Genomic DNA, 21,194 nt, shown 5'->3' with positions numbered 1-21,194 from the left:
GTCACCGTTAGGTGCACAAACTGTATTTCGTTAACGTTTTGCTGTTCAGTTTTCAAGGTTCATCCGGTTGGTCTCTCGTAAGAGGCAACTTTCTTATATTAACATCTCGCTGTTTCGTTGTCAACACTTTTGTTGAAAAACTTTTTTGTTATGTTTTTCGCTAAGTCGCTAACTTCAAAAGCAACTTCATAAATATACCACCTGTTTTCAAAGAACGCAACTGTTTTCTTCAATTCTTTTTGATTTTCTTTTACATTGCATTAAAATACTTGATTTCAGCAATAAAAAAACAGCTCCAATATTGCTATTGGAGCTGTCATATCAGTCTTTAGGACGCATTTGAGGGAATAACAGCACGTCGCGGATTGATTGCGAGTTCGTCAACAACATGACGAGACGATCGATTCCGATGCCTAGTCCACCTGTTGGCGGCAGTCCATATTCCAATGCCGTAATGAAATCTTCATCCATTTCATGCGCTTCATCGTTCCCTTGTTCCTTCTCTACCAGTTGCGCTTCGAAACGTTCACGCTGATCAATTGGATCATTTAGCTCCGTGAAAGCATTCGCGTGTTCACGACGTACAATGAATAGCTCAAAACGATCTGTATAGCGTGGATCTTCTGGATTTTTCTTTGCAAGTGGAGATACTTCTACTGGATGGCCGTAGATGAATGTTGGTTGCACGAGTTCTTCTTCTACTTTCTGTTCGAAGAATTCATTCAGTACATGACCTACTTCCATAGAAGGAGTTACTTGGACGTTATGTTCTTTTGCCAGTCCATGCGCTTGTTCTTTCGTTAGTTGCTGCCAGAAGTCTACCCCCGTAAACTCTTTGACTGCATCCGCCATGTGAAGTCGCTTCCAACGTGGTGCTAATTCGATTTGGTCGTCACCGTACTGAATAGTAGTTGTGCCGAGTACTTCTTGTGCGATATGCGCTACTAGATTCTCCGTTAATTCCATGATGTCATTGTAATCCGCATAGGCTTCATATAACTCAATCATTGTGAATTCAGGATTATGACGAGTGGACATTCCTTCATTACGGAATACACGTCCGATCTCATATACTTTCTCAAGGCCACCAACAATCAAGCGCTTTAGATGTAGTTCAATAGCAATCCGCATATACAACGTCATATCTAATGTGTTGTGGTGTGTAACGAACGGGCGAGCTGCTGCTCCTCCTGCTATTGAGTGAAGCATAGGTGTTTCTACTTCAAGGAAGCCTTGACCATCCAAGTAATGGCGCATCGATTGAATGATCCGGCTACGCATAATGAATGTTTCTTTGCTACCTTCTGTTGATATTAAATCTAGATAACGCTGACGATAGCGTTGTTCTACGTCTTGTAGACCATGGAACTTCTCAGGCAACGGACGCAAAGCTTTCGTTAAGAACGTAAACTTTGTCGCTTTAATAGAAAGTTCTCCTACTTTTGTTTTGAAGATAATACCTTGAACACCGACAATGTCTCCAAGGTCTGCAGAGGTAAATAGCTTATAGGCATCTTCACCGATAGCGTCTAGACGCACATAAATCTGGATTTGACCTCCAAGATCTTGAATGTGCGCGAAGCCAGCTTTACCTTTTCCACGCTTTGTCATGATGCGACCAGCAATGGTTACTTCATGCTCGTTTTCTTCCAGCTCTTCTTTTGATTGCTCTTCATATGTAGAGCGTATCTCACTTGTCAGGTGCGTGCGTTCAAAACGCTGACCGAACGGATCCAAACCATCTTCGCGTATATCTTTCATCTTCTGGCGTCTCACCAAAAGCTGATCATTCATTTCATCCATATTGGACATTTCCTTTCACTCCTTCATACTTTGACCGTCACTCTTCCCAGGATCAGTCTTCTGCAACTATTGTACACAAATTCCAGGCCTAACAAAAGGACAAACAGTTATCTCGTTCTATTGTATAGAAAAAACTGCCCTATTATAGAGCAGTTTGGTCATTCAATGTTCAATCTTATCGTAAAAACTCTTCGACTTGTCCAACCTTTTTCCAAAGATTCACTCCATCTTCCTTTATCGCTAACTCTTCACGATAAAGTGTCCTTGTTATAGGATTCTTTGCATTCCTGTTAATCTCTACTAGCGGAACGAGTACGAATGCACGCTCTTGCATACGAAGATGCGGAATGATCAGATTCTCCAATTGAATGTGTTCCTCGTTATATAGCAAGATATCCAAGTCTACCGTACGTGGTCCCCAACGTATTTTACGCATTCTGCCAAGCTTGTTTTCAATAGTTTGGCATGCACTCAATAACTCGGTAGCTTCTAATGTAGTCTCGAGATGTACCACGATATTCAAAAACTTTGCTTGTTCAGTCAATCCAACAGGGTCGGTTTCGTATACCGAAGAAACTTGTAACACCTTAATAGAAGGATACTCATTTAACAATTGCACAGCTTGCTGTAACTGTTCGAGGCGATTGCCTATATTTGACCCCAGTGACAAGTAGGCGTTATTCAAGAGAAACGCCCCCTCGTGATTTCCACAGAAACGGATGAGTAATGTCCACGAATGGGTGGATCCGGCTTTATAAGCACGACTCGAACACCATTCACCTTTTCGGCAAAGTCTGTCATGATCGTTCCCGCCACCGTTTCAGCGACCGTCTCGATCAAATGAACCGCTTCCCCTTCTACGATGTTCTTACACATCTCGTACACTTCTGCATAATTCATTGTTTTCGATAAATCATCCGTCTGTCCAGCTTCCGCAAGATCCGTCGCCAATGAAACCGTCAGCCGAAAACGCTGTCCGAGTTTGTTCTCTTCAGGCAATGCGCCGTGGTAACCGTAAAACTCCATATCATTCAAATGAATATAATCCATGAAATCCCTCCATTTTATCGCTTACCCAGTGTATGCTGCTTTCTTCGTCAGTACATCCATCATTTTGACCATTCGCGAGATTTCCTTTACATCATGAACACGCATAATATGTCCGCCGTGCTCAATGCCGTAGCAAACCGTCGCACCTGTACCTTCCATACGTTCTTCTACAGGCAGATCGAGTACTTTACCGATCATGCCTTTACGTGACGTGCCGAGCAAAACGGGATATCCAAGATCTGCAATTGTAGACAACCCTTGCATTGCTAATAAATTCTGCTCAAGATCTTTTGCGAAGCCGATGCCTGGATCCAACCAGATCATCTCTTCACTAACTCCCGCTCGCTTGGCAATATCGATACTCTCTTGCAAGTCTTCTATAACAGCCTCCATGAACGGCAGCTGGTAATCCCGATTTTCACGGTTATGCATCAAAATGATAGGTACTTTATAGCGCGCCGCCACTTCAGCAATTGCCGGTTCCCTTTTCGCACCCCATACATCATTAATTATACTAGCGCCCGCCACAATCGCCGCTTCCGCTACAACCGCCTTTGACGTATCAATTGATATTACACAGCCGAGTTCCTTAGCGAGCAACTCAACGACCGGTACAACACGCGCTATTTCTTCTTCCACTGAAACCGGTGTGTAGCCAGGACGAGTGGATTCTCCACCTATATCGATGATTTTTGCACCATCGGCAAGCATTTTCCGTGCATGTTCAAGTGCCGGGTTTTGCTGTCCATATTTTCCGCCATCGGAAAACGAATCCGGTGTGACATTAAGTATTCCCATAATCACGGTTTCTTCCGCAAAATTAATCGTCGTTTCACCCAGTCTATAAAAAGCACGTGCTTTTGATAATCTCATTTCTAGTCACTCACTTTCATTCGATTGACAGCTTGTTGGTAACCGGCATGCAATTGTTGATAGACCGGCCCTTCCTTTCCAAAAAATTGTACTTTTCCTATTCGGTGAATTGGGACTAGCTCCTGAATTGCGTTAGTAATAAATACTTCTTCCGCTGATTCAAGCTCCTCCTGCGTATACAACCCTTCATTGAGTGATAATCCGAGTTCTCCAGCCATCTCGATAACAAATGCCCTCGTCGTACCCGGTAAAATCCCCGCGTTCAATGAAGGTGTATACAACTCGCCTTGTTTCACCCAAAACACATTCGACGTTATACCTTCTGCCACATAGCCGTCCGAAGTAACAAATAAGCCTTCTGTTTCTTTTAATGAAGGTAACTCCAAACGTCCTTTGACGTTGTTCGCATACTGGTGTGACTTATGACGAACGACACTTTCTGGTTCATTACGCGTTGTCGCAAGCCAGACACCATCTTTCTCCGTATGTACGGGCGGCAAGTTAAGTGCTTTTTGGAAGATCAATACATTTGGCTGTTTATATTCTGCAGGTGCTAACCCGATATCATGCACACCAGCTGATACGTTCAATCGGTAATACCCATCCTCATAGCCATTCTCTTCATACAAAGAGTGAATAGCTGCTAGGATTTCTTCATCACTATATGGCATGTCAATGCGGTAATCCGCCAAGGCCGATCGCAAACGAATCATGTGCGGCTCATAGAGGAATACTTTTCCGCCATATGTACGAAACGTTTCGAAAAATCCCAGCCCGTAAAGAAATCCATGGTCAAAAGGGGATATCTTCAAATCTTCCGCAACTATTCGCTTGCCATTCATCCAGCAAATCAATGCAGTTGCCCGCTTTCATCACGAGTCACCAATTCCGCCATTTCTTTTGCTTGCCATAGCGCTTTCGCTTTATTAAGAGACTCTTGATATTCAGCGGCAGGGTCCGAATCAGGCACTAAGCCAGCACCTGCTTGGATATGCACGATACCATCTTGAATAAACGCTGTACGAATAGTGATATTCAGCTCCAGATCTCCGTTGAAACCAATCCAACCCATTGACCCTGTGTAGAGCCCTCTTCGGGTTGGTTCCAGTTCTTCAATGATTTCCATCGTACGCAATTTAGGATCCCCCGTAATTGAGCCTCCAGGGAATACCCCATGCAGAATAGGTGCCAGATCTTCAGAAGACGCAGTACCACGAACATTCGATACTAAATGCATGACGTGCGAATACTTTTCGACGACCATGAATTCATCGACTTCCACTGTACCTTCCTGACAGATCCCTTGAAAGTCTGCACATTCCAGATCAACAAGCATCTTATGCTCACCTATTTCCTTCGCATTCGATACCAACTCTTCCTGCAACGCAAGATCTTCCGCATCCGTCATCCCACGCTTTCGCGTACCACCAATTGGACGTGTACTCAATTCAGTTCCGCGCTTTTTCAACAATAGCTCAGGAGAACCGGAGACCACTTCAAAATCCGGTGCCGCCATATAGGCCATGTAAGGTGAAGGATTGAATGACCGCAATGCCTCATACATCAACAACGAAGGTGCAACAAGTGGTTTTGACTGACGTACGGACAAATTCACTTGCACCACATCTCCATCCTCAATGAATTGCTGTACATCACGCACCATCTGCTCGAACTGCTCACCCGTGACAGAAACTTGTAGATCTTCTTCCGTAACGTCCACGTCCACTGCCTGTCCGGCAGTAAACTGACGGTTCAGCAGACCCAATTGTGAAGCTTCCGTCCATTCATTCACCATACTGTCCAGTGCATGTTGTTTCTCAGGCAATGTCATAAAATAGACATTGTCACTTTCTATATCGAGCACAGCCCACTGATCAAATAGATAAAAGAATACGTCCGGTGTCTTCAAATCATCTTTCGCGTGAATGGGTAACGTCTCGTAGCGTCTAACATAATCGTAACTGACCATCCCAATCGGCCCCCCTTGATAGGTAGGCAAATCATTCCGATGCTCTAAGTCATAGTGCGCCATAAAATCATTCAACAAGACTAGCGGATCCTCACCCGTCAGCCATTCTTCTTTACCATCACGCCATTCTAAACGTAGACCTGTTTCAATTGCGTTGAATGTCACAAGCGGATCAAGTCCCGCCACACACATCTTTCCGCCACGACCACTCTCTAATAAAACATGTCGTTCCTTCTCGGTTGCAAGTTGACGATAGGCATAAAAGAATTCGTCTTTTGTCATTGAAGCCGTCTGATAGGCTACTGTATTCATGCTAGTTCCCCCTGCGTCTCTGATATTTACTCCGCGTTACTTTCTTCTATCAATTGTTTGATCATCGTATCATCCAACGGCAACATCACTTTATCCGTGATCACACCTTCTTTATTGATAATGTAAGAGGTCGGATAGACTTTTATCTGATACATTTTCATAACATCGCTATCTTTATCCAATAAAATTGGGAACGTTAATTTATATTCGTCGACGAATTCTTTCGCGCTCTCTACTTTATTCTTCTCGGTTTTCGTCATATTGACTGCGAGTATCTCCATATCATCGGATTCTTTATTGTCTGTATAGTAGTTTTCCATATGAGGCATTTCCGAACGGCATGGCGGACACCACGATGCCCAGAAGTTCAACATGACCGTTTTGCCACGATAATCGGACAACTTTACCGTATCACCTGATAGTGTAGTCAATTCAAAATCTGGAGCTAAGTCCCCTTTAGCAAGCCCTGGCTTATCTGTGTCTGTAGAAGTTTGCCAATCTTCCGGCAAACGATCTACCACGTCTTTCGGCAAACTTTCCATATTCAAATCTTCGTAACCCGGAATGCCGCCCGTTTCCTCTTTAATTTCCTTATTCAATAATAAAATTATCGTGCCCATGACAATTACAATTAAAACTGAAACTATTATGCTCCACTTTTTATTCACAGTGAGCCTCCTCTGTTCTATGTATAGCTAGCTTGGTTCGTCTCAATTATACAGAACTTTTCCCACTGATAACAGCTTGACGATTTCGCCATTTAGTTCCTGAATATAAAAAGAAACTGTCGCTAGAAGCAACTTACTCCTTCTAGTGACAGTTTCATATGTGCAAAGTAAAAATTATGTCTTCGGAATTACCGCACCCCTAGCAGATAGCTCCAACGAAACCTAACCTTTTACTCTTCATCAAACTGATAAAGAGGTGTGCTTAAGTAACGCTCTCCGTTAGACGGGATGATCGCTACAACCGTTTTACCTTTACCTAGTTTCTTTGCCACTTGCAACGCAGCCGCAATCGCCGCGCCTGAAGATACTCCTCCAAGAATACCTTCTTCACGAGCCGCACGACGCGCAAATGTATACGCGTCATCATTAGAAACTTTGATAATTTCATCGTAGATATCCGTATCTAATACTTCCGGAACGAATCCAGCACCAATCCCTTGAATTTTATGTGGTCCAGGCTTGCCGCCAGATAATATCGCCGAATCTTCCGGCTCAACCGCAACGATATGAATTCCAGGGAAACGCTCTTTCAACACTTCACCTACTCCTGTAATCGTACCACCCGTACCGATTCCCGAGATAAATGCATCTACTTGATCAAAAGCATTCGCAATTTCTGGACCTGTTGTCAGACGATGAACTTCAGGATTTGCTTCATTATTGAACTGTTGTGGCAAGAACCAGCCATTTTCCGCTGCTAATTGCTCGGCTTTCGAGATTGCACCTTTCATTCCCTCAGCTCCTGGAGTCAGTACTAACTCCGCTCCATACGCACGAAGTAAATTGCGTCGCTCTAAGCTCATCGTGTCAGGCATAACTAGTACAGATTTATATCCTTTAGCAGCTGCGATCATAGCAAGACCGATTCCTGTGTTCCCACTAGTCGGTTCGATGATTGTGCTATCTTCTTTCAGTTCACCGTTTTTTTCCGCCGCCTCGATCATAGCAAGCGCAATACGATCCTTGACGCTTGAGCCAGGATTGAAGAATTCTAGTTTCAAATACACATCTGCGTCATCTGCACCTGTTAAACGATTTAATTTTACTAACGGTGTATTACCTACCAAATCAATAACAGAATTTCCCACTCTACTCATTTGTCATCCGCTCCTAATACCTAGTATTTTAATATGCTTTGTTGACTTAATATTACTACCTTCTATTTCACTTGTCAATAAAACCATTCAGAAGATTACGATTATAAACTTCTCATTAAACAGGTTGTACAGCAATCCCGATGTCGATGTATATACAAGTGTGTATTCGTTTTAGCCAGAACACTTGCGTGGTTATTGACAGCGCTTTCTAACTGGACTACATAAATTTCCGGAAATTAATAAATTACCCGCCGCCGCAAAACACTTTCGGCAACGGGTCAATAGTTTAGATTCTGATCAAATTAACTCTCGGAGTTCTTGCTCAGAGAATTGATACTTCTCCAAACAGAAGTGACATTGCGCTTCTGCACCATGGTCTTCATCGATCATCGCTTGGATTTCTACAGCTCCAAGTCCTTTAATCGCTTCGCTAAAACGCTCTTTGGAACATTCACAATCGAATTTCACATCTATTCTAGAGAGGAATTCTACGTTTTCCTGACCTAGTACTTCTACCAGGATTCCTTCTGGCGTCAGTCCGTTGTCGATCATAGTAGAGATCGCCGTCATGTTTGCGATTCTTCCTTCCAGCAATTCAATGGTCTCTTCCGTAGCCCCTGGCATTACTTGTAGAATAAATCCACCTGACGCTTTAACTGTGTTATCCGGATCAACGAGTACACCTAATGCAACAGCAGACGGTACTTGTTCAGATACTACCATGTACTGGGTAAAGTCTTCAGCAATTTCCCCGGAAATAATCGGTACTTGCCCTGTAAAGTAATCTTTCATCCCTAGATCTTTTACGATAGACAGCATTCCTTCCGTACCTACTGCTCCACGAACGTCTAATTTACCTTGTTCATTTAACGGCAAGTGCGTTTGTGGGTTCGTCGCATAACCACGAACTTCCCCTTTTGCGTTAGCATCCACGACAATTGGACCTAGTGGACCATTACCCTGAATCTTCACCGTAATGCTATCTTCACCTTTTAACATAGCGCCCATCATGACCGACGCTGAAATCGTACGTCCTAGAGCGGCAGTCGCAGTCGGCCACATTTGGTGACGCTCTTGCACCTCTCCTACTGTTTCTGTTGAACGTACTGCATAAGCCCGGATTTGACCTTCAAAGGCTAATGCTTTTACTAAATAATCTGTTGTCATTTTATTCTCTCCTTACAAATTTCTCTCATAAATTAGATGTAATCCCTTAAGTGTCAGGAAATCATCCACAATATCAATCACTTTGGTTTCAGATGCAATTAAATCCGCCATCCCACCTGTTGCGATGACAGTAGGTTCCACTTCGCAATCTTCTTTTATACGGTTGACGATTCCTTCTACTTGGCCGACGTATCCAAATATAATACCCGACTGCATGGCAGCAACCGTATTCTTACCTACTACATGTTCCGGACGAGCGAGTTGAACGCGCGGTAATTTAGAAGCACGATCAAATAAAGCTTCCATAGAGATCTTAATACCAGGCGCAATCGATCCGCCCATGTATTCGCCATGTTCATTAACATAGCAATACGTAGTCGCTGTTCCAAAATCTACGATAATGAGCGGGCTACCGTATTCGCGAATAGCTGCCACCGCATTGACAATTCGGTCTGCACCGACTTCGCGAGGATTTTCATATTTAATATTTAAACCTGTTTTCACACCGGGTCCAACGACCATCGGCTTTTGATTGAAGTACTTTTTACACATTTGCTCTAACGGGAACATAACAGGCGGCACTACAGAAGAAATAATAATGCCTGTGATGTCAGTGAATGACAGCCCCACATGCTGGAACATTGCCTTTACTTGCATAGCGTATTCGTCTTCTGTCTTATGTCGATAGGTTTCCATCCGCCAGTGGTGCTTCAATTGATCCCCTTCATATACACCTAATACAATATTCGTATTGCCTGTATCTAATACTAATAACATAGTCGCTGTCCCCTCTTGCTTTGACTTTTTCCCGTACATCATATCATAATTTCACATGCAGATACTGTGAATGTGTACTGAACGCACTTCCCCTTCATAAGAAAACAGCCGACTGTATACAGTCGGCTGTTGGGTTCGCTTAGTCTCTGCGTTCTTCGTCAATAGATGGTAGCGTCTTATCTACCGCTCCACCTTCACTTGGCAAGTCTCCGATTGACGGGTCAGATGGTGCACCCGTGCTATCAGAAGTAGTAGTTTCCGCAGGGGCTTCTTCTACAACCTTCTTGTCACCATTGCTGCCATCGTTGTTGTCGTATGGACGGTCAGGCAATGTACCGTGATCTTTCAAGTGATTGATTTGTTCCGCATCCAACGTTTCGACTTCTAATAAAGTCGTTGCGATCAGATTAAGCAAATCTCGGTTTTCAGTCAAAATTTGTCTCGTACGTTCGTATTGTTCTTTAATAATCATTTGCATTTCAGAGTCAATCTCGTACGCGATTGCTTCAGAATAGTTTTGTTCAGAATTGAAGTCACGTCCAAGGAATACTTGGCCGCCTTGCGTCTGACCGAACTGCATCGGACCAATTTTATCGCTCATTCCGTATTCTGTAACCATCGAACGCGCAATACCTGTTGCACGCTGGAAGTCATTATGTGCACCGGTTGATACTTCACCAAGTACGATTTCCTCTGATACACGCCCACCTAGAAGTCCCGCAATTTTGTCGAGGAGTTCAGGTTTTGTCATGAAGTAGCGATCTTCTTTCGGAAGCATGACGGCGTATCCGCCAGCCTGCCCACGAGGAACGATAGTTACTTTATGGACGATTTCTGCATCATCGAGTATTAAGCCCACAACAACGTGACCCGCTTCGTGGAACGCGACAATGTTTCGTTCTTTTTTCGAAATGACGCGATTTGTTTTTGCAGGACCTGCAATAACACGATCCGTTGCTTCATCAATATCGGACATATCGATTTTCAGTTTATTTCTTCTTGCTGCTACAAGGGCCGCTTCGTTCAATAAGTTCTCAAGATCAGCACCAGAGAATCCTGGCGTACGTTGAGCTAGAGCTTTCATATCGACTGTATCGTCAAGCGGTTTGTTACGCGCGTGAACTTTCAACACTGCTTCTCTTCCCTTAACGTCTGGACGGCCAACCGTAATTTGACGGTCAAAACGTCCCGGACGAAGAAGTGCCGGGTCCAAAATATCCGGACGGTTTGTAGCGGCAACGATAATAATTCCTTCGTTTCCTTCAAAGCCATCCATTTCTACTAGCAACTGGTTCAATGTTTGCTCACGCTCATCGTGACCGCCACCTAAGCCGGCTCCACGCTGACGTCCAACTGCATCAATTTCATCAATAAAGATAATACATGGTGAGTTTTTCTTGGCATTCTCGAACAAGTCACGCACTCGAGAAGCACCCACCCCTACAAACATCTCAACGAAATCAGAACCTGAAATCGAGAAGAATGGCACGCCTGATTCACCTGCTACTGCACGTGCAAGCAATGTTTTACCTGTACCTGGAGGTCCTACTAGCAAGATCCCTTTTGGAATTCGTGCACCTAACTCCACAAACTTACTGGCATCTTTCAAGAAGTCCACGACCTCTTCAAGCTCAGCTTTTTCCTCATCTGCACCTGCAACGTCATTGAAACGTACTTTCTTTCGATCGTCCGTTTGCAGTTTCGCTTTACTTTTCCCGAAGTTCATCACCTTGCCGCCACCGCCGCCTTGTGATTGGTTCAGTAAGAAGAAGAAAAGGATAATAATAATTATGAATGGTACGAGTCCTGTAAAGAACGATACCCACGCGCTTGTTTCTTTTGGCGGCAGGATGTCAATCTCAGTACTTGTCGTTTTGACAATTTCACCGATACTGTCCATATCATTTTCCGGAATGTTCGTTACGAAAGTTTCACCTTTTTCGTAGCCGGCCATTTCACCTTTTACTTCATACACAAGCTGTAATGGCTGAAAAGTTGCATTTTCAACTTTTCCCTGTTCCAGCGCTGTGACGAATTCATCATACCGAATTGGTTTCATCTTCGGATTTGGATTGTTAAGCGAACTGAAAATCCCCATTATTGCTAGGAAGATCAATCCATATAAAAGAAAGTATCGAAGTATTCGATTCATCCCAAGCCTCCTCATCTCATTCAACAAAAACTAAACAGAAAACTATTGTAAATTTTAGCATAGATTAACACTACTTAACAAAAGAAATGCCTTAAGGAAAATAGCCTTCAATCCGGTTCATTACGCTTTCGTTAGAAAGAGTAGATTTCCTTTTTCAATACACCGATATACGGTAAATTACGGTATTTCTCTGCATAATCCAATCCGTATCCAACTACGAATGCGTCTGGCACATCAAAACCTACGTAATCTGCTTTTAAATCCACTTTACGTCCTGTTGGCTTATCCAACAACGTAACAATCTTGATAGAGTTTGCTTTTCTGTATTTAAACAGCTCAACTAAGTAATTCAGTGTTTTTCCACTGTCGATAATATCTTCAATAATCAACACATCGCGACCTTCTATGCTTGTGTTCAAATCTTTAATGATCTTCACTTCACCTGATGATACCGTCGCATTTCCATAGCTAGAAACATCCATGAAATCTAATTCAATATACGTATCAATGCGTTTGATCAGGTCACTCATGAATGGTAATGCACCTTTAAGTACACCGACTGCTAATGGGAACTTTTCACGATACTCCTCAGTTAATGTTGCTCCGAGTTCTCGGACTTTCTCTTCTAGTTGCTCTTCTGAAATTAAAACATGCTCGATATCTTGCGCGATCATCGGCCCGTCCCCCTCTATTTTATCTTATCTCGCCTTCTCGCGTAATCCATATGTATGAATCGCCTTCCAGTTGGCGGTGTGAAAACATCTCACTATACCGTACACCGGGTACTGCACACACAGTACCGCTTGCCGTCGTAATGACAGGCTGCTGTTGTCTTTGCATGATTCCTATCTTTTCATCAATCAATATCCGCTTCACACGTTTTGTCTCGGACATTCCTTTGATCAACATTCTGTCTCCGGTCATCCGAAGCCTTACAGTTAACGGAAGTTCTGACTCAGGTAATTGGAAATACCTAATCTCATCTGATGGTAAGAGTTGTTCAATTATATTTGCGTTGGCATGATGCCAGTAAAACTGAATATTTCCCCACGTATGCCAAGTATCTTTCGCAAGTACTTTTGGACGAAGAGTTGCTACATCTATATCCATTTTTGTAATTAGCAGTTTATCATATTCCCTGACAAACCGATAGCCATACGCCAAATCAATTGTGACATTCCCAGCCGAGTTCGTAATGTGTTGTAACAGTTCATCCACTAATGCAAAATGCCACTCAGCGTTCTCTGCTGCTGGGTTAGTTAGACATTTTAATAGTAGTTGAATCACGCGCTTTTGTAAAGCATAGGGAATAGCAAGAAATGCCTCCCGTTGAAAAGAGGGAAGCTGCTCATCCGTATACGTAACAATCGAACGCCAATGTTGATCAGCAAGCTCATTTAGCAAACTTTCATCCGCTTGCCTTTGTTCTGTCTGACGGACTGTGTTGACCGCGACCGACGGGTTTTCATCCGTCAAGACCGGTAGCACCTGATGCCGCATACGATTACGTAAATAATGGTCTTGCTGATTACTAGGATCTTCTCTGAACGTTATTTTGTGATGTGACGCATATGTGTACAATTCGCTCTTTCTTAATGGAAGGAACGGACGTACGACTTTACCCGAATGAATTGCCCTCTGGATCGGCATACCATTTAATGATTGCCCCTTGCTTAATTGAATCAGCACCGTCTCCAGTTGATCATCCGCATGATGGGCAGTAGCGAGAATCGTAAACCGCTCACTTTCCATCGTTTGTTCGAAACACGCATAACGCTGTTGCCGACACACTTGCTGCATATTACCGCCCTGGCTTTCTAAGATAGCCGGAATGGGTACTTGTTCAGAATAAAAAGGTAGCCCGAATTCCTTGCACAGTTGCTTCACAACAGACGCATCTTCAGCAGATTCAACACCACGTAACATATGATCTACATGGATGGCCGCTACTTCAATGACCAGAGATTGCTGATGCGTTGCAAGAAAGTGAAGCAGTGCCATAGAATCCACACCACCCGAACACGCGACTAATACACGAGAGCCGGGAGGAATCAACGTTTGCTTGTCGATAAAACTCAATACCTTTTGCTGCAAACTTTTCATGATCCATCTCCCTCCTCTCTCTATTCTAACATTGTTTAGCTAGAAATGATTCGAGGTTGCTTATTAGCTTTTGACCACTTTGGCACAATATGACCAACTTTCATCACGAGAATCGTCCGGTCATCTTCCACTGATTCAAATACTCGTTCCATCTCCATCATCACTTGATCGGCAATCGTTCGGCAATCCATATCCTTAAAGCGTTCTATTGTTTGATTCATCACGTCTTCCTGGATATCAAGCGGTATATCTCCATTAAATATGCCGTCCGTCATCATAACGACAATATCACCAGACTTAAGCTTTTCGTTTTTCGCTTCTATAGAAAATGACGGCAAGAAGCCAAAGGGTACTGTTTTGCTGTCTAATCGGATACAGTCGTCACTTCTTTTAATGTAAGTACTCATTGAACCAGCTTTCCACGACCACAGTCGCCCTTCCTGTAAATCAATTAATGCCAAGTCGAGAGTTGCATACATGTCATCCAATCCATTCAACGCCATCATATAATGCAATGTGTGAATAGCTGTTTCAGGATCCATTTTTTGTCCTAAACATTCACGCATTAGCCGGATTACTTTTCTACTTTCGTGGTATGCATTGATATCTTGTCCCATCCCGTCCGATAACAGTACGGCTGACAATCCATCGTGAATCTTGAATAACTCATACGCATCACCGCCATTGAACGATCCCTTTCCTGCCGTCGTGACGATATCGTAATCAAGAGAAAACCGAACGGCAGAACTAAAGGTCAATTGCACATGTGGGAACGGGAACGGCTGATAAGTTGATTTTGAAATATGCATTGGTTCATCATACATTTGCTCCAAGATAGGCAGTAATAAATACTCTCCAACCGTTGTTTCCGCTTCAAAGTCCGCCTTTTTTTCCGGCACAGAAATTACAATTCTGCAGGCACCTCGTTCTTCCGATAATATATCTATTTGGAAAAACTCTATTGCTTGTGATTGTAACCGATTCGCAAGCTCTTCTTCAGCCAACTTATACGTAGTCAGATCTTCCTTTACCTCTCTCATGACTTTTTCGATATGAGTACTCATATCGCGCAACTGCAGAGCTAACATCTTTCGACCATGCTGCAACTGCCCCATCAATAACTTATTGGCCCCTCTTTCCTCCAATTCATTCATTAATCCCTTAAATCGTAGACATTTATACTTTATCTTCTGTTCAACACGTACACGGGCCGCCTTTTTCGTTGCGGAATAGGTCGTTTCCCATTCGTCAATCAACGGTTCTATACCGTCCTCTTCATTTTCCCAGCACTTGCGGTAACGAAAACAGGATTGACAAATAGAAGGTACTTGACTTGTCGCTGCTACTTCCTCTTCAGGAGACAGACGATCATTTACGAGTGTTGACATGAAATGAGCGAACTGCTGAAACTCCTCTAACTGACCATCCAGTTTATCCGCCAGCCATTGCTGTCGCTTTTCGGATATTCCTTCTTGTTTGGGCAATAACACTTGTCGTATTTGACTTAATTTGCGCGAAGGAATCAATATAAACAGTAAGGCCGCGGCACCCACCGTGGAAAAATGAACGGTATCTAAAGGCAGTGTCGCATCATATAGAAGGAAAAAGAGCGAAACAAAGACACTGCCAGTGATGACACCGAGCTTTCCGAAACGTTTTAATGAACCTGCCAGCAAACCGGTCATACCATATAAAGCCATCATGCCCGTGAAGGACAACTCTGATACACCTATAATCAACGCGATAATCATTCCGACCGTTGTAGCGAAAGGCACCCCCCCAACCACGGCGGCTACAAATATCGCTAAAAACAAGAATACCCCGGCAACCGACACCGTACCGATCTGGAATCCTCCCATTCCGGTAGCCGCCAGCGCTCCCACAATACACATCGCACTGATCTGCTCAGGATTCCACGGTCCATATAGCATTCTTTCTATAGAAGGAAAAGCCAGTAACATGAAAATGGTCATGAACAACGCAAGCAATGCTTCTAACCCTATCGACAACTGAATCGCTAAAGGCAACATCCCGTCGCCATATTTTACGAGTTGCCAGATTAATTGTGGAATAATCATTGCTCCGGCGACAGCGATCGGAATTGACCTTTTCACGACTGGAACCTTTATGATTGAATGGAACAATAACAATTGTGCCAAATGAATGACAGCTTGTCCCACCCCAAGAAACGCACTGCCCGCCATCCCTCCTATAAATACAAAGATCATGTGTTGACGGTAGCGCATACTGGCTAACGCCCAGATCGGCAAGAAGAATGGTACTGCCATATCGAACACTACTGCTTGCGATAAAAAGAATGATCCTACTAAGAAAAGAAGAGCCGTTAACAAGTATACTTTTCGATTCATAAGTTCTTGCCAGTACGCCCTGAACATCTGCACAATCGGTCGCTCCATATTGTCAATCATCTTCATTTCTCATACCCCCTATGTTCTCTTACATAAAACTATACATTGGATTCCCGAGAAATTTTGTCTGTTTGTGGCGGCATATTCGCAAAACATTTCGACGTATTCCGTATGTTTATTTTTTAGTAAAAGAGATGTTGACAGTTGTTCAAATGCCTAGTATGATAAGAGACGTTGCGTTGGGAATTGTATAATCTCAACGAGCAAATGTCTTGGCGGTGTAGCTCAGTTGGCTAGAGCATTCGGTTCATACCCGAAAGGTCGTGGGTTCGAATCCCTCCGCCGCTATAATAGAAACACGAAGACTCCTCTTGCTTAGGCAAGGGGAGTTTTTCTATGTGTTGGTGATTACATGGACAAGGTAGTTGGTATAGGTAAGTAGGACATGGCTTAGTTAGATAGTGCGTTGGGCAGTTCAGGTACTTTTTTGAGGACTTGGATAAAATGTTCGCACAAGTAAGTAGGATACGATGTTAGGTAGTTGTTTTTGCGGCCCCTTACTCTTCCTTGTTTTATGCAGAGGTAATAGTTTGACTGGCAGTGTAAGTGGAGCGATCATTGGCCTCACTTCAGCGGTGGTGGATGGTGTGTAAAGCAGTTCTGATTCTTCTTTTGCAAAAATAGAAACTAGTACTACCCAGTTACTGGTTTTATCTACTATAAACCACAAACAAAATTGGTAAGTACTTAGTAGCGCAGGCACAACTGCGGGGTAGGCCGTGGCCATAAGCCAACTAGCAAGCCCCACCGCTAGTTGGCTCATGGCTGGAGGCAATCCCCCACGTGCCTACGCGGGTCCAAAGCATGAGCCTCACTACATTCAATGACCAAGCCAAATTCGAGCAACGACCCCACACCAGTTAATACATCCAAATACATTTTTAGACACAAAAAAACGCATGCTCCATAGTGCGGAACATACGTATAGGATGTCATCTGATTTTAGTTTACAGTTGAATCAGTCAGCAAGTTATCCTCTTCTGGCTCCACGACCGCCACGCTTGGACTCTGTCGCTCTCTTTAAGGTAGTTAGACGTTCTTCGCTGTCCTTCATGAATTTTGCCATCTTCTGCTCAAAATTCTCTGGTCGTTCAAAGCTCGGTTTGCTTCCTTGACGAGGTCTAGTTGGACGTTGTGGACGCTGTGGACGTTGTTCTGACTCAGGTTTAGCCTTACGGATGGAAAGACCGATTTTACCGTCAGATCCCACATTCATTACTTTGACTTCAACCATATCGCCGACTTTTAAATGATCATTAATATCTTTGACATAATTGTCAGCTACTTCACTAATATGGACTAATCCTGTGGATCCGCTTGGCAATTCAACAAATGCCCCAAAATTTGTGATCCCGGTTACTTTACCTTCTAACTTGCTGCCTACTTCAATTGACATAAAAAAAATGCTCCTCCTTAAGTTTTAAGCGGCTCGTAAGCCTATCAACCATATTGGCAGTGCCTGTATTTTACAGGCTCCTACCTATATTATAGCCAACAAAAAAAGAGTGTCAACATGACTACTCTTTTCTTATGTCTTTTTCTGACTCTTTTTTCTTATCGGGAATGGAAAAAATGATCTCATTGGACTCAGAAAGAAAGTATTCTTTCCGTGCAAGTTTAGCAATATACTCGTCATCATCCAATCGAATCAACTGCGTATTTAGTTGTTCTTGCTGCTCTTTCAAATCCTCTAGTGTAGCTGTTGCTTCGGCTTTTTCCTTATGTTTGGCAGCCAGGATTTCTTTCTGTCCGGCATTCATATTGAATAAACTTCCAGCAACCACACAGACGATGACAAAAAATACAGCCAACCTATTTCGCAGACGTTTTTGTTGTGCTTTTTTAAAATTTTCTTTTTTTTGCATGGAGCGCACATAGTCTGTATCGATTGATGTTACATTCTTCGTTGAGGGCTTCTGTGTTTTTTTCATGGCGCACACACCTTTCTAGCGTAATTCTACTATTGCACTCTATTATATAGTACTCTGCATTTATTTTGAAGGTATTTCCCTATGTTCTTTACTAATCTTATAAACGGCGACGTGATTAGTGTCAGAATAGAGGCAATTAAATAGAGAATACGTTGAATCGTTAAGTAGACAAGACGAATGATGAGCCAAATCGGCCTAAGCACCACAAGTAACAGTAGTCTACCTACGAATCTCACAGGATAATGGAAGATGGCTGCGTACAATAACAAGCCACTAACCTGTGCAACAGGGTCATACATTCTCCATGCCCCGTCGCGTACCATGATTAATACCCAAAACGACCCGATACCTAACATAATCCAGATCAGGCATTCCAACCAGAATGCCCATCTTCTTATAAACGAACGTTTATCGCACCCAGCGATAATCGTTCCGAATAAATCCATTACAATTCCAGCAGTAACCCCTGTCCCGATCATCGCCAATAGACTGAAGAACTGGACGGTTAGGCTCATCCGAATAGTTTATGGAGGAAATTGCGTGAGCCTGCTTCTTCATCATCGTATTGAAGTGTTTGGACGGTACCTTCAAGCGTGAGCAGGCCCTTGTCCACATCTAAATGTACAATACGCAGTTCCTCCCCACGGATTTGCAGTACGCCAAGCGAGGTTCTAACAAGAAATTCCTCCTGGTCAAAGCGGTCGATCGTTTTCACGGATGTGAGGTCCATTCTTTTACGATTGCGCATCGTCACTACGTGGTCTCCTGATGGAATAGTATACATCGAGCTGTCTGTTTGAATCTGCATATGCGTCCCCCTTCTCTAGTACGTTCCCCTTATCATATGCAGAGGCTTGGCCAAACATGACAAGCTGTTTTGAAAATGAGAGGTTTTGAGTTCAATATCTTTAGTGAGTAAATTAGGGAGTGCGAGGGAATAGATGCGCCAGCTGAGGACGCTTCCTTAGGAGAGCAAACCCTACACCCTTAACCCTTTTTACTTCTATATGAGAAAAGTTAACCTGACGTCAGACCGTCTTCCTTAAATAAGTATTACTCTTCGTCATCCACAAACTCAGGTTCCACTTTCTCTAAGCGCTCTTCGCTGGTGATCGTGTACATACCTGCCGCATCTTCCTTTTTAGTCGATGCCTTCAGTTCATTTACCGTAGCATTGACGATCTTCTGTCCAAAGCGAATTGAAAGCTCATCGCCCGGCTTAACGACCGACGATGCTTTGGCTACTTTCCCATTAATCGTAATTCTACCTTGGTCAGCCACTTGTTTCGCAAGCGTCCGGCGTTTGATAAAGCGTGATACTTTCAGAAACTTATCGAGTCTCATTTGGATTCTTCCTTTCGTTTGGCCTGTTGCCAGAACTCTTCTAGTTCATCTAATGTATAATCTTCAAATTTCCCACTTCCTTGTTTCACAGATTGCTCTACGAATTGAAAACGGGATTTGAACTTTTCGTTTGTGTGCCACATGGCCTCTTCTGGTGATATTTTCAAGAATCTTGCAATGTTGACAATAGTGAACAGTACGTCTCCGAGCTCATCTAGCTGTTGCTCCGGGCCGCCATCTTTCACTTCGTCACGAAACTCTTGCCACTCTTCCTGGAACTTGTCGAAAGCTCCTTCGATGGAAGGCCAGTCAAATCCCACTTTGGCCGCGGTCTTTTGATAATTATAAGATGTCAGCAAGGAAGATGCCAAACGTTCTTGTCCTTCTAGCAACGTAGTTGGTTTCGGTTTTTCTTGATCCTTGATGGCTTGCCAGTTCGCCAACACTTCTTCCGTTGTGTCCACTTGTGTTTGTTCAAATACGTGCGGGTGACGACGGATCATTTTAGAACCGATAGTTTCGAGTACATCTTCCATAGAGAAGTACCCATTGTCTTCACCGATTTGAGCATGAAGGAAGACTTGCAGTAAAACATCTCCTAGTTCTTCGATGATTGCGTCGTCATCTTCTTCATCGATGGCTTGGATCAGCTCAAAGGATTCTTCGATTAAATAGCGCTTCAATGATTCATGGGTTTGCTCGCGATCCCAAGGACAGCCGTCTGGGCCTCGCAACGTTGCAATGATGTCCCTAAATGAACTCCACTCTTTCAGTCGTTGTTCGTGATCAAGTAAAGGTGGCACGTAGACAGTCGTTAAGTTATTTAATGTCACTGTACGATCAAGCTCAAACAACGGGATTTCAGTCAACTTTTCATCGCGGGAACCCGCTGACGTAACAATTGTGACAACATGATGATCGGGATATTTCTCCATCAAAGACAATTTCACGTCTGAAGCGACGAAAGCATCATAGACTTGTCCAATTAATACGTGCTGATCCATGCGTACGTCGTCGCGTTTCAAATCCGTACCGTCAAGCAACTGGAATCCTTCAATCGGGTCGATACGCAACGCTGTGAAAATCGGATCCAAAAAGCTACTGCCGCCCGCGATATAAAGTTCAATCTCACCCAGACGTTCTTTTTCAATCAATAATTGGACTGTACGTTCCGCTACAAGTGGGTGTCCAGGCACCGCGTATGTAATCGGCTGTTGCGTACTGAGTTCAAGAAGTTTATTGACGATTTTTTGATAGACGTCTTCAAATGCATCATTTTCTTCATAAATCGAATCAAAGCTTTCCATATTTAATCCTTCTGAACGCAACTCTGCCACGACGGGATGTTCTTCCGTCCGAATATAAAGATGGTCCGCTTGTTTCAATAATCGGTACGTGCCTAGTGATAGCTGTTCCAAATCACTTGCGCCAAGTCCGATAACAGTTATTTTATTCACAT

At 43.4% G+C, this 21,194-nt stretch carries 20 protein-coding genes and 1 tRNA gene; 1 reads left to right on the top strand and 20 read right to left on the bottom strand.

Features of this window, described 5'->3' with window-relative positions:
• Positions 1–321: 321 nt before the first annotated feature.
• The 14 genes from lysS to CSV64_RS12395 form a co-directional block, all read right to left on the bottom strand.
• A complete protein-coding gene (gene lysS / locus CSV64_RS12460) occupies positions 322–1,812 on the bottom strand; it encodes a lysine--tRNA ligase (RefSeq protein WP_099634848.1) in 1,491 nt (496 codons plus the stop codon).
• Between the two features lie 166 nt (positions 1,813–1,978).
• Positions 1,979–2,488, bottom strand: coding sequence for a 2-amino-4-hydroxy-6-hydroxymethyldihydropteridine diphosphokinase (gene folK, locus CSV64_RS12455; RefSeq protein WP_099634847.1), 510 nt, complete (start codon positions 2,486–2,488; stop codon positions 1,979–1,981).
• Complete coding sequence (folB, locus tag CSV64_RS12450) at positions 2,485–2,853, bottom strand: dihydroneopterin aldolase (protein WP_085132342.1); 369 nt, start codon at positions 2,851–2,853, stop codon at positions 2,485–2,487. Before folB ends, folK begins: the two co-directional genes overlap by 4 nt.
• Positions 2,854–2,874: 21 nt before the next feature.
• On the bottom strand, positions 2,875–3,726 hold the full coding sequence (gene folP, locus CSV64_RS12445) for a dihydropteroate synthase (RefSeq protein WP_099634846.1): 852 nt from the start codon (positions 3,724–3,726) through the stop codon (positions 2,875–2,877).
• 2 nt (positions 3,727–3,728) lie between these two features.
• Positions 3,729–4,580 carry an aminodeoxychorismate lyase gene (gene pabC / locus CSV64_RS12440; RefSeq protein WP_099634845.1) on the bottom strand — a complete coding sequence of 284 codons (852 nt, stop codon included), beginning with the start codon at positions 4,578–4,580 and terminating at the stop codon, positions 3,729–3,731.
• Positions 4,577–6,007 (bottom strand): anthranilate synthase component I family protein, encoded by a 1,431-nt coding sequence (locus tag CSV64_RS12435; RefSeq protein WP_099634844.1) that lies wholly within the window; start codon positions 6,005–6,007, stop codon positions 4,577–4,579. Before CSV64_RS12435 ends, pabC begins: the two co-directional genes overlap by 4 nt.
• A gap of 26 nt (positions 6,008–6,033) precedes the next feature.
• Entirely contained in the window at positions 6,034–6,675 is a 642-nt protein-coding gene (locus tag CSV64_RS12430) for a peroxiredoxin family protein (protein WP_099634843.1), read from the bottom strand.
• A 230-nt stretch (positions 6,676–6,905) separates the two neighbouring features.
• On the bottom strand, positions 6,906–7,832 hold the full coding sequence (gene cysK / locus CSV64_RS12425) for a cysteine synthase A (RefSeq protein ID WP_099634842.1): 927 nt from the start codon (positions 7,830–7,832) through the stop codon (positions 6,906–6,908).
• 297 nt (positions 7,833–8,129) lie between these two features.
• Positions 8,130–8,999, bottom strand: coding sequence for an Hsp33 family molecular chaperone HslO (gene hslO, locus CSV64_RS12420; protein WP_099634841.1), 870 nt, complete (start codon positions 8,997–8,999; stop codon positions 8,130–8,132).
• A gap of 12 nt (positions 9,000–9,011) precedes the next feature.
• On the bottom strand, positions 9,012–9,776 hold the full coding sequence (locus CSV64_RS12415; protein WP_099634840.1) for a type III pantothenate kinase: 765 nt from the start codon (positions 9,774–9,776) through the stop codon (positions 9,012–9,014).
• 139 nt (positions 9,777–9,915) lie between these two features.
• Positions 9,916–11,928 (bottom strand): ATP-dependent zinc metalloprotease FtsH, encoded by a 2,013-nt coding sequence (gene ftsH, locus CSV64_RS12410; protein WP_099634839.1) that lies wholly within the window; start codon positions 11,926–11,928, stop codon positions 9,916–9,918.
• A 131-nt stretch (positions 11,929–12,059) separates the two neighbouring features.
• A complete protein-coding gene (gene hpt, locus CSV64_RS12405; RefSeq protein ID WP_085132333.1) occupies positions 12,060–12,602 on the bottom strand; it encodes a hypoxanthine phosphoribosyltransferase in 543 nt (180 codons plus the stop codon).
• 19 nt (positions 12,603–12,621) lie between these two features.
• Complete coding sequence (gene tilS / locus CSV64_RS12400; RefSeq protein ID WP_099634838.1) at positions 12,622–14,031, bottom strand: tRNA lysidine(34) synthetase TilS; 1,410 nt, start codon at positions 14,029–14,031, stop codon at positions 12,622–12,624.
• Positions 14,032–14,066: 35 nt separating this feature from the next.
• Positions 14,067–16,466 (bottom strand): SpoIIE family protein phosphatase, encoded by a 2,400-nt coding sequence (locus tag CSV64_RS12395; RefSeq protein WP_099634837.1) that lies wholly within the window; start codon positions 16,464–16,466, stop codon positions 14,067–14,069.
• A 208-nt stretch (positions 16,467–16,674) separates the two neighbouring features.
• Here CSV64_RS12395 and CSV64_RS12390 point away from each other — a divergent pair.
• Positions 16,675–16,748, top strand: a tRNA-Met gene (locus CSV64_RS12390).
• 682 nt (positions 16,749–17,430) lie between these two features.
• Here CSV64_RS12390 and CSV64_RS12380 read toward each other — a convergent pair.
• The 6 genes from CSV64_RS12380 to yabN all read right to left on the bottom strand — a co-directional run bounded on the left by CSV64_RS12380 (position 17,431) and on the right by yabN (position 21,192).
• On the bottom strand, positions 17,431–17,856 hold the full coding sequence (locus CSV64_RS12380) for a S1 domain-containing RNA-binding protein (protein ID WP_029054887.1): 426 nt from the start codon (positions 17,854–17,856) through the stop codon (positions 17,431–17,433).
• A 121-nt stretch (positions 17,857–17,977) separates the two neighbouring features.
• Positions 17,978–18,391 carry an FtsB family cell division protein gene (locus CSV64_RS12375; protein ID WP_099634835.1) on the bottom strand — a complete coding sequence of 138 codons (414 nt, stop codon included), beginning with the start codon at positions 18,389–18,391 and terminating at the stop codon, positions 17,978–17,980.
• Positions 18,392–18,420: 29 nt separating this feature from the next.
• The gene (gene yabQ / locus CSV64_RS12370) at positions 18,421–18,906 is read right to left on the bottom strand and encodes a spore cortex biosynthesis protein YabQ (protein WP_099634834.1); all 486 of its coding nucleotides are present in this window, start codon (positions 18,904–18,906) and stop codon (positions 18,421–18,423) included.
• Positions 18,903–19,199, bottom strand: a complete 297-nt coding sequence (yabP, locus tag CSV64_RS12365) for a sporulation protein YabP (RefSeq protein WP_029054884.1) — start codon at positions 19,197–19,199, stop codon at positions 18,903–18,905. The genes yabQ and yabP overlap by 4 nt, the downstream gene beginning before the upstream one ends.
• 245 nt (positions 19,200–19,444) lie before the next feature.
• Positions 19,445–19,735, bottom strand: coding sequence for an RNA-binding S4 domain-containing protein (locus CSV64_RS12360; RefSeq protein ID WP_099634833.1), 291 nt, complete (start codon positions 19,733–19,735; stop codon positions 19,445–19,447).
• Complete coding sequence (gene yabN / locus CSV64_RS12355; RefSeq protein WP_099634832.1) at positions 19,732–21,192, bottom strand: bifunctional methyltransferase/pyrophosphohydrolase YabN; 1,461 nt, start codon at positions 21,190–21,192, stop codon at positions 19,732–19,734. Before yabN ends, CSV64_RS12360 begins: the two co-directional genes overlap by 4 nt.
• Positions 21,193–21,194: the final 2 nt, after the last annotated feature.

The sequence above is a fragment of the Sporosarcina sp. P32b genome, assembly GCF_002743335.1.
Lineage (GTDB): Bacteria > Bacillota > Bacilli > Bacillales_A > Planococcaceae > Sporosarcina.
Note: the sequence above shows the minus strand (reverse complement) of the source record. Positions and strands in the feature narration are given on the sequence as shown.